The sequence below is a fragment of the Methylocystis rosea genome (assembly GCF_003855495.1).
Taxonomy (GTDB): Bacteria; Pseudomonadota; Alphaproteobacteria; order Rhizobiales; family Beijerinckiaceae; genus Methylocystis; species Methylocystis rosea_A.
In genome coordinates, this window is the sequence record NZ_CP034088.1 from 1 (window position 1) to 14628 (window position 14628).

The window sequence follows — 14628 nt, forward strand, 5'->3', positions numbered from 1 at the left end:
TGCAAATGAGGGACCCGAAGCTTGCATTCGGTCCTGACCTCGTAAAGCTCATCGCGGAAATCGATGAGTTCAAAGGCCGATGGGAGGCGCTCAAAACGCTCTCGCCGGACCGACTCAGCGCGCTCCGCAAGGTCGCAACCATCGAAAGCGTCGGCTCTTCGACGCGCATTGAGGGGGCGAAGCTATCCGACGCCGAGGTGGAGGATCTGCTCTCGCGCGCCATTTCCATAACGGCGTTCAGCACACGAGACGAGCAGGAAGTCGCCGGATATGCCGAGGCGATGGATCTGGTGTTCGAGGCGCATGTCGATATGCGCCTCACCGAGAATCATGTCCGCCAACTGCATCAGACTTTGCTGCGTCACAGCGACAAGGATGCGCGCCATCGCGGCTCCTATAAGACCCTGTCGAACAATGTCGTCGCGTTTGACGCCGATGGACGGCAAATCGGGGTCGTGTTCGAGACGACCGCGCCTTTCGACACTCCGCGGGAAATGGAGGCGCTCGTCGCCTGGACGCGAAAGGCGCTGGATGAAGAATCGCTGCATCCGCTTATCGTCATCGCCGTCTTCGTCGTGACGTTCCTCGCGATCCACCCCTTTCAGGACGCCAACGGACGGCTCTCGCGCGTGCTCACCACGCTGCTCTTGCTGCGCGCGGGCTACGCCTATGTTCCCTATGCCTCGCTCGAGCGCGTGATCGAGGAAAACAAGGACCTGTACTATAAGGCGCTCCGTCGTACGCAGACGACGCTCGAGAACGAAACGCCGGATTGGGAGCCGTGGGTCGGATTCTTCCTGCGCTGCCTCAAGCGGCAGAAGGACAGTCTTGCGGCAAGGCTGGAGCAGGAACGGCTTGCTGAGGGCGCCGACGCCAATCTGCCAGCTCTTTCGCTCGAAGTCCTCAAAGCTCTACAGGCAAACGAGCGCCTGACCATCGCGCAACTTGCATCCATCACGGGCGCAAATCGGAATACGCTAAAAGTGCGTCTGCGCGAGCTGGTCGCGGACGGACGTGTAAAACGGCGCGGCAAAGCGCGCGCCACCTGGTATTCGCTGTGAACCCCGGTAACCGATCAACGACCGTGCCGTCTTCTCACGCAATCGTTTTCCCGCGGGTTCACTGTCACGCGAGCTTCGATCCAACATGGCGCCGAAAAACACCCTCAACGCCCAAAACCTGGAAGCGCTCGGCGCGAAGCGACTGGCCGAACTGCTGATCGACATCAGCAGCGGTGACGCCGCCGCAAAACGACGCTTGCGACTTGCCCTTGCGGGGGCGCAAAGCCCTGCCGACGCAGCGCGCGAAATCCGCAAGCGGCTCACCGCCATTTCTCGCTCTCGAAGCTTCGTCGACTGGCAGAACCGCCGCGCGCTCGTCGAGGACCTTGAAACGCAGCGACGCGCGATTGTCGAACATGTCGGAAAGGCCGATCCGAAAGAAGCGCTCGATCTCATGTGGCGTTTCATGGCGCTCTCCTCCTCGGTGTTCACGCGTTGCGATGACAGCAGCGGAACGGTGATCGAAATCTTCCACGACGGCGTGAGCGATCTCGGGCGGCTGGCCGAAGCCGCCGAAGGCGACTCGCAAGAATTGGCCGATCGAGCATTTGAAGCTTTGATCGCCAATGACTACGGAGAATTCAACGGTCTTATCGCAACTCTGCGTCCTGCGCTCGGCAACGAAGGTCTCCAACATTTGAAGCAGCGCTTCGTCGCCCTGTCCAAGGAGCAGATCAGAAAGGCGCCCGAACAGGAGCGCCGAAAAATCGGTTGGGCGACCAGCGGTCCGATTTATGAAGACGAAATCGCCGACCGTCACCGCGCCCGCGTTATCGAGGGGGCGCTGCGAGACATCGCCGACGCGCTGGGCGACGTCGACGCCTTCATCGCGCAATATGATCCAGAAACCCGAAAGGTCCTGCGCATCGCCGCCGAAATTTCCAGGCGGCTCCTTGCCGCCGGCCGCGCGGCGGAAGCGCTGACGGCGCTCGAAGCGGCGGAACACAGGCGCGCCGGCTGGCCAGAACTCGAGTGGGAAGACGCGCGCATCGCCGCGCTTGACGCCCTCGACCGCCGCGATGATGCGCAGGCGGCGCGCTGGTCGTGCTTCGAACGATTTCTGTCGGCGCGTCACTTGCGCGACTATCTCAAGCGCCTGCCTGACTTCGACGACGTCGAGGCGGAAAGCCGCGCGCTCGATTTCGCAGAGAGTTTCGAGCCTTTCAGCGCGACGCTCTCGTTCCTCGCCGCCTGGCCAGCGCCGGATCGGGCAGCGAAGCTCGTACTCGCGCGCGCCGAAAAATTGGATGGCGATCGATATGAGCTTCTGACGCCTGTCGCGGAAGTGCTGGCAGGCAAGCATCCCTTGGCTGCGACGCTGGCGCTCCGCGCTATGATCGAATTCTCTCTCGATCACGGCAGGTCCAGTCGATACAAGCACACCGCGCGACATTTTCAGGAATGCACGGGTCTTGCTCCTACGATTCCGGATTTCGGACAGCATGAAACGCACGAAGCTTTTGTGGCGCGGATGCGCGGCAAGCACGGCAAGAAAAGTTCGTTCTGGAATCTTCTGCCATGAAAGTTCCCGCGCATCGGACCTCAAAACATAGGTCTGGAATCGGGAGGCAAACCGGTCTTTGCGTGACCCGACTGCTTGTGGGAACGATGCGCCACAACCTGACGTTCGAGAGGGACCGACAAGCGGACATCGCGAACGGTTCGCCCCTGCGCGCCGCCCGCACCGAAACCGCCAGTCCTGGTGATGGGAACAGGTTGCCGCGCCGTCGCATGGCATCAGGCGCCCTCGCCGCGCATCTGATCCGCCGGATCGACAACAACAAGGCTGTTCTTTCGCTCGTGCTCGCCAGTGCGGCAGTCGAGGCCGATCCGATCAAAGGCAAAACGGACTTCGACCTCAAGACTGCCTGCCTGGAGGCGATCGCGGCATTGCGCGCGATCACCGCGAAGCCGTCGCCGCAGCGGCGGCAGCTTGCTAGCCGACCCGTTGCGGGTTGATCGTGAAAGTTCCGGACGCCGGCCAGGGTACGCCGCGGTCGAGACGCATCGCACAGCGTGGCCTTTCCTGCAGGAAGCTCTCGAATTCCTTCCAGTTTGCCGCAGCCCCCACGCCTTCCCGAGTCGACGACGCAGGCGCCCTCCATGGAACTGCTCGATGCCGGCCGGCTGCCCCCAGCCAACCTGAGTCCGGCCGATCTCGCCCGAACAAATGTCGTTGCCGCATGGAAGGAGCGGTCAATCGCTCCGGATGGCTGACAGATAGCGGGGGCGCACCGGATTGGCAGAACCAGGCGCAGCGAAAGTCGACAAGGGAAAAAACACGATTGCGCGATACAAATCGCGGTTGAAAAGTTAACGTGACGTGCCGTTGGGCACGTAGACGGAGACCTGAGAAGAAAAGCCTATGACCACCGCCCGCCACATCGTGACGCTGCTCAAGAGCCATATTGCCGGTGATGAGGATCGCTTCCTCTCGACCGCTATGCAACTCGCTGCGCATGAAGCGCGTCAGGGCCACGGCAAGCTTGCTCAGGAACTAAAGGACCTGATTGACTCGGCGAAAAGCAGGGACGCTGGCATAGCCAAGAGCGCGCGGCCAGTCCCCCTCGCTCAGCCAAAGGGTGAGCTCGCGGGGCTCCTGCATGCCCGCTATCCGGACCTGCGGCTGACCGATATGGTTCTACCTGACAGCTTGCGGCATCGCCTGCAGCGCGTGCTCGACGAGCAGCGCCAGCAAGTCAGCCTACGCGAGCATGGGCTGATGCCTCGCCGCAAGCTTCTCCTCGTCGGTCCGCCCGGCTCTGGCAAGACGATGACGGCTTCGGCGTTGGCCGGCGAGCTCCATCTGCCGCTCTTCACGATCGTCCTCGATGGGCTCATCACAAAATTTATGGGTGAGACCGCCGGCAAGTTGCGCCTCGTGTTCGATGCCATCCAGACGACGCGAGGCATCTACTTCTTCGACGAGTTCGATGCCATCGGCGCACGTCGGGGAGAACGCCAGGATGTCGGCGAAATCCGTCGCGTGCTGAATTCGTTCCTGCAGTTTCTCGAGCAAGACGACAGTCAGAGCCTAATCATCGCGGCAACGAACCACCCCGAGCTCCTCGACAGGGCCCTGTTTCGCCGCTTCGACGACGTCATGGAATACGTCGTCCCTGACCGGCCGCTCATCGAGGCACTTCTGCGGACCCGACTCGATCGCTTCGACACCAGGGGGCTTGCCTGGAACGAGGCGATCACTCAGGCCGAGAAATTGTCCCAGGCGGAGATCACCCGCGCAGCGGACGACGCAGTAAAAACAATCATATTGCGGGGCGGGAAGCGGATCACGACGGAGGCGGTTCTAGACGCGCTGGCGGAACGCCGGCAGGCCTCGCTGTCTGATTAGCGATAGCACAGGTCATAATGGCAGACGACTTTCCGCGCGACCGTCCCCACATCCACCTCCTCAACAATGGCGTCCGAGAAGCGTATCGGCGGCCAAACCAACGCATCGAGCCATCGCCACTCCCTGCGCGTGACCGAGCAGGGCACGCAACCGCGCTTTTGCAATCGATTGAGCAGGCAGTGGAGGGTGCGCGCCAGCAGATTGCCGCGCGCAACGTACAGCTCTCGGTTGGCACCCCCGGCTTCTACCTTGAGATCGATCTGCCATCGTCGGAGCGAGCTGGCCTCGACCAGCTGGCCGATCGTCGGCAGCATATGGAGCTCGTGGCCGTCCATGAGCCGGTGCAACCCGGCGCACCGATCACGGCTTCAGTGTTCGTGCCGCAACGCGCAGAAGCCTACTATCAGCTAAAGGTGGAGGCGTATCGAGACATCGACACAGGCCGCGGCAGACCTCGGAACGAGCCGCTCGTCTCGCGCATTGAGACCGTGCGTCTGGCGACAGCGAGATCATTGTTCACCGATGAAGCGGTCCTGTTTCCTCAAGCCGCCGACGAGCAGGTTTGGTGGGAGGTCTGGCTGCGCGAGCGCGGGCGCGAGAATTTCGAGCGCATTGCCCAGGCGCTGAATCTAACTGTGCGGACGCATGCCGTCAGGTTTCCGGAGCGCATCGTCATGCTGGCCCTCGCCAGCGTGGCGATGCTTGATCGGCTGGTCGCGCACAGCGACGTCGTTGCAGAACTGCGACGCGCCAAGGACACGCCGTCCTTCTTCATGGGGTTGGGCGGCGCCGAGCAACGAGACTGGAGCGACGAGCTTCTCGAGCGCGTGACGCCACCGCAGGCCGACGTCGCGATCTGCGTCCTAGACAGCGGGGTTAGGCGAGCCCATCCGCTGATCGAACCTGCGCTTGCCGCCGAGGACTGGCACACGATTCGACCCGCCTGGGGCAGCGACGACACTCCAGCCTGGAACGGCCACGGCACAAGGATGGCAGGCGTGGGCCTGTATGGCGATCTGGTCCCCGTCCTGGCGGCAGGCGATCCGGTCCCACTGCCCTTTCGCCTCGAAAGCGTTCGCATTCTGCCGCCAGAGGAAGAGGCAAACGATCCGGAGCTCTACGGCGCCATCACCGGCGAAGCGATCGCGCGCGCCGAGATCCAGGCGCCGAACCGACGCCGCGCGATTGCCATGGCTGTGACCAGCGCAAATCCCGCGCGTGGAAGGCCGACCTCATGGTCTGCGGCCGTCGACCAGCTCTGTTTCGAGGAAGAACAGCGGCGCCTGATCATCCTTTCGGCCGGCAACATCGGTGACGACCTCATGCCGGCGGATCATCTGACGCGTAACGACCTTGAGGCTGTGGATGATCCCGCCCAGGCTTGGAACGCGCTGACGGTCGGGGCCTTCACGGAGAAGGTGGACATCGTCGACGCCGCTTATGCCGGCTACGCGCCAATCGCGCCGGCCGGCGAGCTTTCTCCACGCAGTCGGACGTCAGTCGTATGGGACAGGCAGTGGCCGGTGAAACCCGACGTTGTGTTCGAAGGCGGTAATCTCGGCCATGACGGAGCCTTGCCAGGGGAGCCGATCGACGATCTGCAGGTTCTGACGACGTTCTACCGTCCAGACCTTCGCCACTTCACCACCATCGGCGATACCAGCGCCGCGACCGCGCACGCGGCGCGAATGGCTGGACAGATCTTGGCGGCGCGTCCCGAACTGTGGCCTGAAACTGTCCGGGCCCTGATCGTCCACTCAGCCGAGTGGACACCAGCGATGCGCGCACGGATTGACGCATGCAATGGCGCGAAAGGTCAAATCCAGGCGCTGGTGCGGCGCTATGGCTACGGCGTACCAGATCTCCGGCGCGCGCTCCTGTCGACGGTGAATGACCTCACGCTCATCGTGGAAGACGAATTGCAGCCGTTTCACCGCGAGGCCGGGGCGACCGCGAAAACGCGCGACATGAAGTTACATCGCCTGCCATGGCCCAAGGAGCAGCTGGCTGCCCTCGGCGCGGCACATGTGGAGCTCCGCGCGACGCTGTCGTACTACATCGAACCCAACCCCGGCGAACGCGGATGGACCCGTCGGCATCGCTACGCCTCTCACGGCCTGAGATTCCGGGTTAAGTCGGCGACCGAAACCGTCGACGAATTTCGGGCTCGCATCAATCAGGCCGCACGCGACGAAGAGGAGGGAGCCCCGGTTGGAGGTGGAGAGGAATGGCTGCTCGGCACGTTTCGCGATCGTGGCTCCCTGCATAGCGATTTCTGGTCTGGCACCGCTGCCGATCTCGCCGAGCGAGACGCGATCGGCATCTTCCCGGTCGGCGGTTGGTGGAAGGAAAAACCTTACCTGGAACGGTTCGACGCGATCACGCGATACGCATTGATCGTGACCATCAGAGCGCCCGGCGCCGCGGTCGACATATTCACACCGGTGGAAGCGGCCGTCGCTGTGCCGATCGCGATCGAGACCTGACGGCGATGGCGCGGCGGGACATCGGGTCAATAGGCGAGAATAATTTTCTCAGCTGGTGCGAGCCCGAGGGATTTCGCGCGCAGAAATCTCACGTTGACCGGTTAGGTTGGGATTTCTTGCTTGAAAGCGAGCCATTGCGGACGCGGGACCGGCCCCTCGACGCCCAGAACGATCTTCCGAAATTCCTCATTCAGGTGAAGTCGACCGAGACCTCAGGCAGGGCGCCGCGGATCAAACTGTCCGCCCTGAAGCATCTTGTTGACGCCGACCTCCCGGCGGCGGTGGTCACGTTGTTTTACGCGAAGGGCGCCCGGCTACCCACACGCGGCTTGCTCGTTCCCGTCGATGACGCGCTTGTCACGGACACGCTCCGGCGCGTGCGCCGGGAGGAAGCACGGGGAAACCGTTCCATCCACAGAACCACCATTCCGGTCCCGCTGGATCGCGCCATCGAGATCAGCCCGACTGGGGAGGGATTGGCGAGAGCCCTTAACACGATGATCGGCGGCGCAGTGTCGACCTACATCGCGGGAAAAATATCTCATCGCCAGACCTGCGGCTTTGAGGACAAAGCGCTGGTTGGAACCTTTTTTGTCCCCGGCGAACAGGCTGCGAAAAAGCTCAGTCACCTCTTTCTCGGCGGACCGCGCGAGCTGCGAGTATTCGACCTCACGATCGAGCGCCGCCGGTTCGGCATCGCACTCGAAAACGACCGCGATCACTTTCGCCGGGCGGTCCTTGAGGTGGACGCACCGCCCTTGCTGACGTCCACCATCGAGCTCGCGACGATCGAGGGCGAGTGGATTTCGCTGCAGATGGACGGCTTCTTTCCGCCTCCGCTACAGCGAGACGTTAGTGGTCCGCTCCGGTTCGCCAACCGGTATCTCGAATTCGTTCTTAATTTCGACGATGAGCATGCAGGGCTGAGTTTTGATTATAATGGTGACCGAATCGTCCCTTTCGAAGAAGCGGTCAATATGGTCGAAGTCGGCTCAATTCTTGCGCGCCCAGAGAAGACTTTGACCATCCGTTTCAAGGGAGCAAAGCTCGACCTCGCCATGGGTCTGGAGGTGGGGCCATTCGGACGTTGGCTGCACGCCGCACCTACGCTTCGCAGGATCGTGTCGGCTCTCTCACGCTCGAAGCGTCATTACGCTTATCAAGTCGAGCTGAGGTCTTTTTACGAATGGATTGAAGCACACAACGAATATTTGGCGCTTCTGTCGATGCCAGGGGTGCACATGACCTTCCCGCGCTGGTCCGACGATGCCATCGTGGAGCACCAGGACGCAATATTGACGCCGTTCTCTCTCGTATTCGGTGATGCCGAATACACTGCGCTCATCGAGATCCCGATCGCGTCCGTGAAGCGCGGCGAGGACGCGATCACCGTAGTCGGCGGCCAGCCCAACGTCGTAGCAGATGTCGTCCGAAGGGCAGGTGCGGACACAAATGATTTCATTGAGTCCGCGATCGAGCAGTCAAAGCGCCAGAGGAAGAAGTTCGAGCCCGCGCTTGTTGCCGGCGGCTTTGAGAATTGGCGTACGGTGATGCTACCTGTGTCTCAAGTGGCGTGATGACGATCCAGCGGGCAGGACGATGAAAGAGAGACCCTTCACCAGGCCAACAATCGTTGCGGCAAACCAATTTCTAGCCGACGTGATCCGTACCCATACAATAGATCAACAAGATCGCATTGCGATTGTCACTCGAAGACGAGATTCCATCCGACACTGCTTTGGGAATCGAGAAGAAGTGTGACCGCCTTGGGCGCTTGTTCCTAGAGAGATCGCCCGACCCAATCGAAACCGCATCGATCGCCACGCGCCCAACATTCACCAACGGCGGCAATCTTGACCGTGATTCTGGCCGCTGAGAGCGGGAAGCCCGTTGATCTCAGGTGGACTTCGCCGAGACAGGCCGCTTGTCCCGGCGCCTCAGCTGACGCCGAACGGCCCCGCTTGGTGGGTGGGGGGTGGGGTTTTCGGGATCAGTCCGGTTCGGCCGGGACCAGATCAGCTGCAGGTCGATCTCGCCTTCGACCTCGACCAGCGTGGCGTAGATCGGAGCAGGGAAGCTCGGATCGTCTAGCCTCTGCCCGAGGCATAATTGGCCCATGCGTTGAGTGTGCAGGCCCGGTTGAGAACGGGGCGTCGCACCAAAACTGCAGGGGAGTTGCCGCAAAAGCGAACTGCCCAGGAGCGGACATTCGTAACGTCCGGAAGGGGTCAAGGTGAGCCCTCGAGGGAGAGCATCGGGAACGTCTGCTTTCTTCGAACTCCGTCATTGCAAGTGATTAACTAGCTGGCGCAGAAGATGCTCCCGTGTGACGCGCCGCAAATCATCGTTGAAATCCTTTTCTGTTGAAACAAACGTTTGCACTTTGACGCCGTCTGCTTTGGCGTCGTCAGCAAGCTTGTGCGCGGCGTTTTGTCCGGCGCGATCATTGTCTGCGGCGACGATCAGGGTATCCCTTCGGCGTGGGCCGCCTTTCGAATTTTGAGCAGGAACGCGATGCTGCGCAGCTAAGTCGGCTTTATGAGCGAGGCTAACTGCACAGCATGGGTCGGATGACATTGATCACGGGCGTCGAACGGCGCCGACGGTGGAGGGACGAAGATCGGGTTCGGATACTGGCGGCGATTGAGGAGCCCGGCGCGGTGGTCGCCGAGGTGGCGCGTCGCGAGGATGTCTGCACGAGCTTGGTCTACAAGTGGCGCCGAGCGGCGCAACGGAACGGAAGCATCGACGCTTGCGGGTTTTCGCCGGTAGTCATCGAGACGCCGCCGCCGCAATCACCGCCTCTGAACGACATCGACGCGAACGTCATCGAAGTGGACATAAAGGGCGCCCGTGTTCGGATTGGCGCCGGCGCGCCTTCTGCGACGATCGCCGCGACATTGAAAGCGCTGCGCCGATGATCCCGCTGCCGGCGGGCTGCCGGGTCTGGATCGCGACCGGCCATACCGACATGCGGCGTGGCATGCAGGGGCTGGCGCTTCAGGTGCAGGAGCAGTTGAAGCGCGACCCGCACGCGGGCGACCTGTACATCTTCCGCGGTCGCCGCGGTGACCTGGCGAAAATCCTCTGGCACGACGGGGTTGGCCTGTCGCTTTATGCCAAGCGTCTCGACCGAGGAAAGTTCATCTGGCCCTCGGCGAGTGCGGGCGTGGTGTCGATCTCGGCCGGACAGATGGCCTATATGCTGGAAGGAATTGACTGGCGAAACCCGCAACTCACCTACAGGCCGCAAAGCGCGGGGTAAGGCGTGAAAAAAGCTGGGGTCGACTGCATTTTGGGGCGCCACAAATCACTGGAAGTATGATTCACTTCGCGTCATGGACGCTGCGGCCAAAGCTCTTCTCGACGAAAACGCCGTGCTGAAAGCGCAGCTCGCCGTCGCGCTTGCAAAGGCGTCGGAAGACATGGCGCTGATCGCGGCGCAAAAGCTCCAGATCGCCAAATTGCAACGGCAGATCTACGGGCAGAAATCGGAGCGCTCTGCGCGGCTGCTCGATCAGTTGTCGCTCGAGCTGGAGGAGTTGGAGGCGAGCGCGACGGAAGACGAACTCGCCGCGGAGCGCGCCGTCGCGAAGACGACGACGGTCGCCGGCTTCGAACGCAAGCGGCCGGAGCGCAACACCTTCCCCGACCATCTGCCGCGCGAGCGCGTGGTCATCGAGGCGCCGAAGGCCTGCGCCTGTTGCGGCGGTTCGCGCCTGCGCAAGCTCGGCGAGGATGTCACGCGAACGCTGGAGACGATGCCGCGCCAGTGGAAGGTTGTGGAGACTGTGCGAGAGAAGTTCACCTGCCGGGACTGCGAGAAGATCACGCAAGCCCCCGCGCCGTTCCATGTCGTCGCGCGCGGCTGGGCGGGGCCGAGCCTCCTTGCGATGATCGCCTTCGAGAAGTTCGGCCAGCATCAGCCGCTGAACCGCCAGGCCGAGCGCTATGCGCTGGAAGGCGCGCCGATCGCCCTGTCGACCATGGCCGACGCGGTCGGCTCCCTCTGCTCCGTTCTCGATCCGCTGCGGCGTCTTGTCGAGGCGCACGTCCTCGCAGCCGAGCGGCTGCATGGGGACGACACCACGGTTCCCGTGCTGGCCAAGGGCAAGACCGACACAGGACGCTGCTGGATTTATGTGCGCGACGACGCGCCCTTCGGCGGCGCCGGGCCGCCGGCCGCGATGTTCTATTACTCGCGCGATCGGCGCGGGGAACATCCGCAGGGCCATCTGGCGGGATACTCCGGCATCCTGCAAGCGGACGCCTATGACGGCTACAACAAGCTGTATCTTGCAGACCGCGAGCCCGGCCCGATCCGGGAGGCGGCGTGTTGGACCCACGCACGGCGTCCGTTCTTCGCAATGGCGGACATCGACGAAAACGCGCGTCGCAGGGCGGCCGGGAAGAAGGAAATCCCGCTGTCGCCGATCGCCATCGAAATCGTGCGCCGGATCGACGCACTGTTTGCGATCGAGCGCACGATCAACGGCAAGAGCGCGGAGGAACGTCTTGCGGTTCGCCAGGCGTCGAGCCGCCCACTCGTCGACGAGCTCGAAAGCTATCTGCGCGAACAGGTCGCGAAGCTGTCGCGCGGACACGATCTCGCAAAGGCGATCCAGTACATGCTGAAACGCTGGACTGCCTTCACGCTGTTCCTCGGCGACGGACGCGTTTGCTTATCGAACAACGCTGCGGAACGAGGGCTGAGAGGCATTGCACTCGGCAGAAAAAGCTGGTTGTTCTGCGGTTCCGATCGCGGAGGCCAGCGCGCCGCGGCGATGTACAGCCTTATCGTGACCGCGAAGATGAACGGCGTCGATCCGCAGGCCTGGCTCGCCGACGTCCTCGCCCGCATCGCAACCCACCCCGCGCATCGGCTCGACGAGCTGCTCCCGTGGAACTGGCACAAGAACGACGCCGCGTCGGCGCTGGCGGCATAACCGCCGCGGACCTACCCTGCGGCCTACGGCGAAGGCTTACCGATCAGGCGACGCATCCCGGCCGGAATTTTCCACGCCGCGAGATGCCCCGCCGAAAGCGCCGCGACCATTGGGAGATGTTGCATTGCGCTCTTGAGCGAAAGCACGGTTTCGATTCCTTCGCCGATGATCGCGAATTCGTCGATGACTCCAAAGCGCACGCCATTGCCGAGAATGGCGCCGAGCGCGCGGCGCGGCGACGCGACATTTGCTTTTGCGTTCCGCACGGGGTCGAGGAACGTCCGATGAATGCCTGTGATCGCGCCGCTGTTGTCGGTGACGGCGGCGACTAGGGCCGGCAATTTGCGCGACGGCGAATTGCGGCTCTCGCGATAAATCAGCGCCGGGTGATAGCGCAGTGGCGCGTTGCTCAAATCAGCGGTGATTTTTCGCGCGCGCAGATAGGCCTCGGCTTTTGTGCCGATGATCGGCTGCGACGCCGCCCAAATTTTGCGGGCGAACGCGATCGTGTCGCATGCCTCTGAATTCCGATCGCAACTCTCGGTCGTCGTCTCACGCGGCATGCGCAAGAAGTGTCGCGCCTCGTCAAGCGTGTCGCGAAAGGACGTAAGCCCTTCTCGTTCGCGGATGAGATCGAGAAGGTCGCCATGTTGATCCGTCGCGCCATCCGTCCACTTCCCACGCGCGCCCTTGCCGGAGAGCGGACCTTTGAGCCGCACATAGAGACTGCGGCCCGCATTGTTGTTCACGTCGCCGACGATCCAGTAATTGCCGCAGCGACTACCATTCGAGAGATAATGTTTGCAAACGGCCTCGACATGTTCGGCGAGACTGCAAGACAGAGTCCGGGCGGAGCTTTCCATGATCGCCTCCCGCTCTTCACGCGCTGACGCGAGTCGCGGGCGCGACGCGGAGCAGGGGATAGAGGGCGAAAAGCTTCTCGACTATTCTTGAAGCCTCATCGCCCAGCGGCACGAAGAGGCGCAGCTTCCAGGCGATGATTTCGGAAACGAGACCCTGCGCCTTCAGGCGCTCGACCATCGTGTCGGAAAAGCCCGTGAGTTCGAGTCGATGCCGGTTCATCACCAGCGATCGCTTGAGCACCAGTCCCTCCGCCAACACGAGGCTCGCGCCATCCTGCAGGACCGCGGCGATCGCGGCGGCCGGGGCGAGAGTTGGCGCGCCGGCGCCTGTCGCCTCAAGGAGCATGGCGGCGCTTGCCGCCGAAACGAGCCGGCCAATGACGCGTTCGCCCTGATCGGTCTGCAGGCGATAGACCCGCGCGGCCTCGTCCGGGAGGCGGTTCCAGACCGGGAGCAGGAGTCCGGTCACAATATGAAACGTGCTCTCGGTCAGTTCGGGAAGGGAGGCGACCTCAGCTTCCCACGCGCGCTGAAATTCTTCTGATGATGCATCGCGCCAATGCGAGCGCTCCAGCGCGTCGACCGTGATCACATCGGCATGAATGGGCCGCAGCAGACGAACCCGCGGCAAAACCGAACCGTCGTCCTGCATCAATGCTGTTGCTGGCAATTTGACCGCCGCGCGGCCCGACTGGTCGTTGACCATCAGTCCCGATTTTTGTGAAGCCGTCGCATGGTCGAACGCCGCGTCAAGCGTTGTGATCCGCGTCTTGTCCTTGCGCAGGATGGTCAGCAGCTGTGTCTCCGCGCCGCTCCTGCCATGCACGGCGATGGTCTGGCGATTGGTGACGACGAGGCTCTCAGCCATCAGCGTCTCGACGCCGACATCGAAGATGCCGGCTTGAATCGCCGCCTCGACCTGCGCCGCCATTAACCCCTCGAACACGTCGAAGAGGAGATTTTGCAGAGCGATCGGCAGCGCGAGGATTCGGTTGAGGAAAGTCGAGATTGGCGGCAATTCCTCCTTGAGGCTGCCGTCCTGATCGGTAAGATCGAGACCGGTCGCTTCCATAAAGCCCGTCAATGAGCAGCCTTCGACCTTGCCGGCGAAGACGAGCTGATACAGCCGGCGCAGCGCCGCGCGTCCGTAGGGGGATTCGAGATTGTCCTCCGGCCGGAACAAGCCCTGGCCGCCGGTCTGGCGCTGACCGCGCGTGATCGCCCCGAGCGTGTCGAGCCGCCGGGCGATTGTCGAGAGAAAGCGCTTTTCTCCCTTTACATCGGTCGCGACCGGACGGAACAAGGGCGGCTGAGCCTGATTGGTGCGGTTGGTGCGCCCAAGCCCCTGAATGGCGTTGTCCGCCTTCCAGCCGGGTTCGAGCAGATAATGGACGCGGAGCCGCTGGTTTTTGGCGCTGCGCTCGGCGTGATAGGAGCGGCCCGTGCCGCCGGCGTCGGAAAAGACGAGAATGCGCTTCTCGTCATCCATAAAGGCCTGCGTCTCGCCCAAATTGGCGGAGGCCGGCCGGTTCTCGACGCAAAGCCGATCCAAGCCATCGGCATTGGTCTTGCGCACGATCCGCCGCGAGCGGCCAGTGACCTCGGCCACCATCTCCGTCCCAAAGCGCTGAACGATCTGGTCGAGCGCGCCCTGCACGGCGGGCAGCGCAGCGAGATGCTCGATCAGCCGGTCCCGGCGCGCCATCGCCTCGCGCGACTGGACGGGGTTGCCGTGCTCGTCGACCACGGGCCGCGAGTGAAGATCGCCATCCTCGTCGGAATAGACCTCGAAGAGCTGTGTCGGGAAGGAATGGGCGAGATAGTCGAGAACATATTCTGCCACGTTGCCCGATATGCCGAGTGGCCGTGACGACTCCCCGGTTTTGCGGGGGAAAGCTCGATGATTGCGCGGCATAATTT

11 protein-coding genes and 2 pseudogenes are annotated in these 14628 nt (G+C 62.7%); 9 read left to right on the plus strand and 4 right to left on the minus strand.

The window, feature by feature from the left end; genetic code table 11:
* Positions 1 to 5 precede the first annotated feature (5 nt).
* From EHO51_RS19380 to EHO51_RS19405, 6 genes are all read left to right on the plus strand, one after another.
* Entirely contained in the window at positions 6 to 1061 is a 1056-nt protein-coding gene (locus tag EHO51_RS19380) for a Fic family protein (RefSeq protein WP_124740595.1), read from the plus strand.
* A gap of 85 nt (positions 1062 to 1146) precedes the next feature.
* Positions 1147 to 2583, plus strand: a complete 1437-nt coding sequence (locus EHO51_RS19385) for a DUF6880 family protein (RefSeq protein ID WP_124740489.1) — start codon at positions 1147 to 1149, stop codon at positions 2581 to 2583.
* A gap of 86 nt (positions 2584 to 2669) precedes the next feature.
* Positions 2670 to 3020, plus strand: coding sequence for a hypothetical protein (locus EHO51_RS19390; protein WP_124740490.1), 351 nt, complete (start codon positions 2670 to 2672; stop codon positions 3018 to 3020).
* 406 nt (positions 3021 to 3426) lie between these two features.
* Positions 3427 to 4413 carry an AAA family ATPase gene (locus EHO51_RS19395; RefSeq protein WP_124740491.1) on the plus strand — a complete coding sequence of 329 codons (987 nt, stop codon included), beginning with the start codon at positions 3427 to 3429 and terminating at the stop codon, positions 4411 to 4413.
* Positions 4414 to 4430: 17 nt separating this feature from the next.
* Positions 4431 to 6899 (plus strand): S8 family peptidase, encoded by a 2469-nt coding sequence (locus EHO51_RS19400; protein ID WP_124740492.1) that lies wholly within the window; start codon positions 4431 to 4433, stop codon positions 6897 to 6899.
* A 5-nt stretch (positions 6900 to 6904) separates the two neighbouring features.
* Positions 6905 to 8476 (plus strand): hypothetical protein, encoded by a 1572-nt coding sequence (locus EHO51_RS19405; protein ID WP_124740493.1) that lies wholly within the window; start codon positions 6905 to 6907, stop codon positions 8474 to 8476.
* Positions 8477 to 8894: 418 nt separating this feature from the next.
* On the opposite strand, the pseudogene EHO51_RS19410 reads toward EHO51_RS19405, so the two are convergent.
* A pseudogene (locus tag EHO51_RS19410) lies at positions 8895 to 8996 on the minus strand (DUF736 family protein); the annotation flags it as partial.
* A 186-nt stretch (positions 8997 to 9182) separates the two neighbouring features.
* Positions 9183 to 9476: a toprim domain-containing protein gene (locus EHO51_RS19415; RefSeq protein WP_124740494.1), complete on the minus strand. Its 294-nt coding sequence runs from the start codon at positions 9474 to 9476 to the stop codon at positions 9183 to 9185.
* Between EHO51_RS19415 and tnpA the strand changes: the two genes are divergently transcribed.
* From tnpA to tnpC, 3 genes are all read left to right on the plus strand, one after another.
* Positions 9470 to 9820 (plus strand): IS66-like element accessory protein TnpA, encoded by a 351-nt coding sequence (gene tnpA, locus EHO51_RS19420; protein ID WP_205788970.1) that lies wholly within the window; start codon positions 9470 to 9472, stop codon positions 9818 to 9820. The genes EHO51_RS19415 and tnpA overlap by 7 nt on opposite strands.
* On the plus strand, positions 9817 to 10164 hold the full coding sequence (gene tnpB, locus EHO51_RS19425; protein ID WP_124737200.1) for an IS66 family insertion sequence element accessory protein TnpB: 348 nt from the start codon (positions 9817 to 9819) through the stop codon (positions 10162 to 10164). The genes tnpA and tnpB overlap by 4 nt, the downstream gene beginning before the upstream one ends.
* A gap of 73 nt (positions 10165 to 10237) precedes the next feature.
* Positions 10238 to 11845 carry an IS66 family transposase gene (tnpC, locus tag EHO51_RS19430; RefSeq protein ID WP_124737199.1) on the plus strand — a complete coding sequence of 536 codons (1608 nt, stop codon included), beginning with the start codon at positions 10238 to 10240 and terminating at the stop codon, positions 11843 to 11845.
* A 23-nt stretch (positions 11846 to 11868) separates the two neighbouring features.
* Here the strand turns inward: tnpC and EHO51_RS19435 are convergent, their stop codons facing one another.
* Entirely contained in the window at positions 11869 to 12708 is an 840-nt protein-coding gene (locus EHO51_RS19435; RefSeq protein ID WP_124740495.1) for a DUF7146 domain-containing protein, read from the minus strand.
* A gap of 16 nt (positions 12709 to 12724) precedes the next feature.
* Positions 12725 to 14545, minus strand: a pseudogene (locus EHO51_RS19440) (strawberry notch C-terminal domain-containing protein); the annotation flags it as partial.
* Positions 14546 to 14628: the final 83 nt, after the last annotated feature.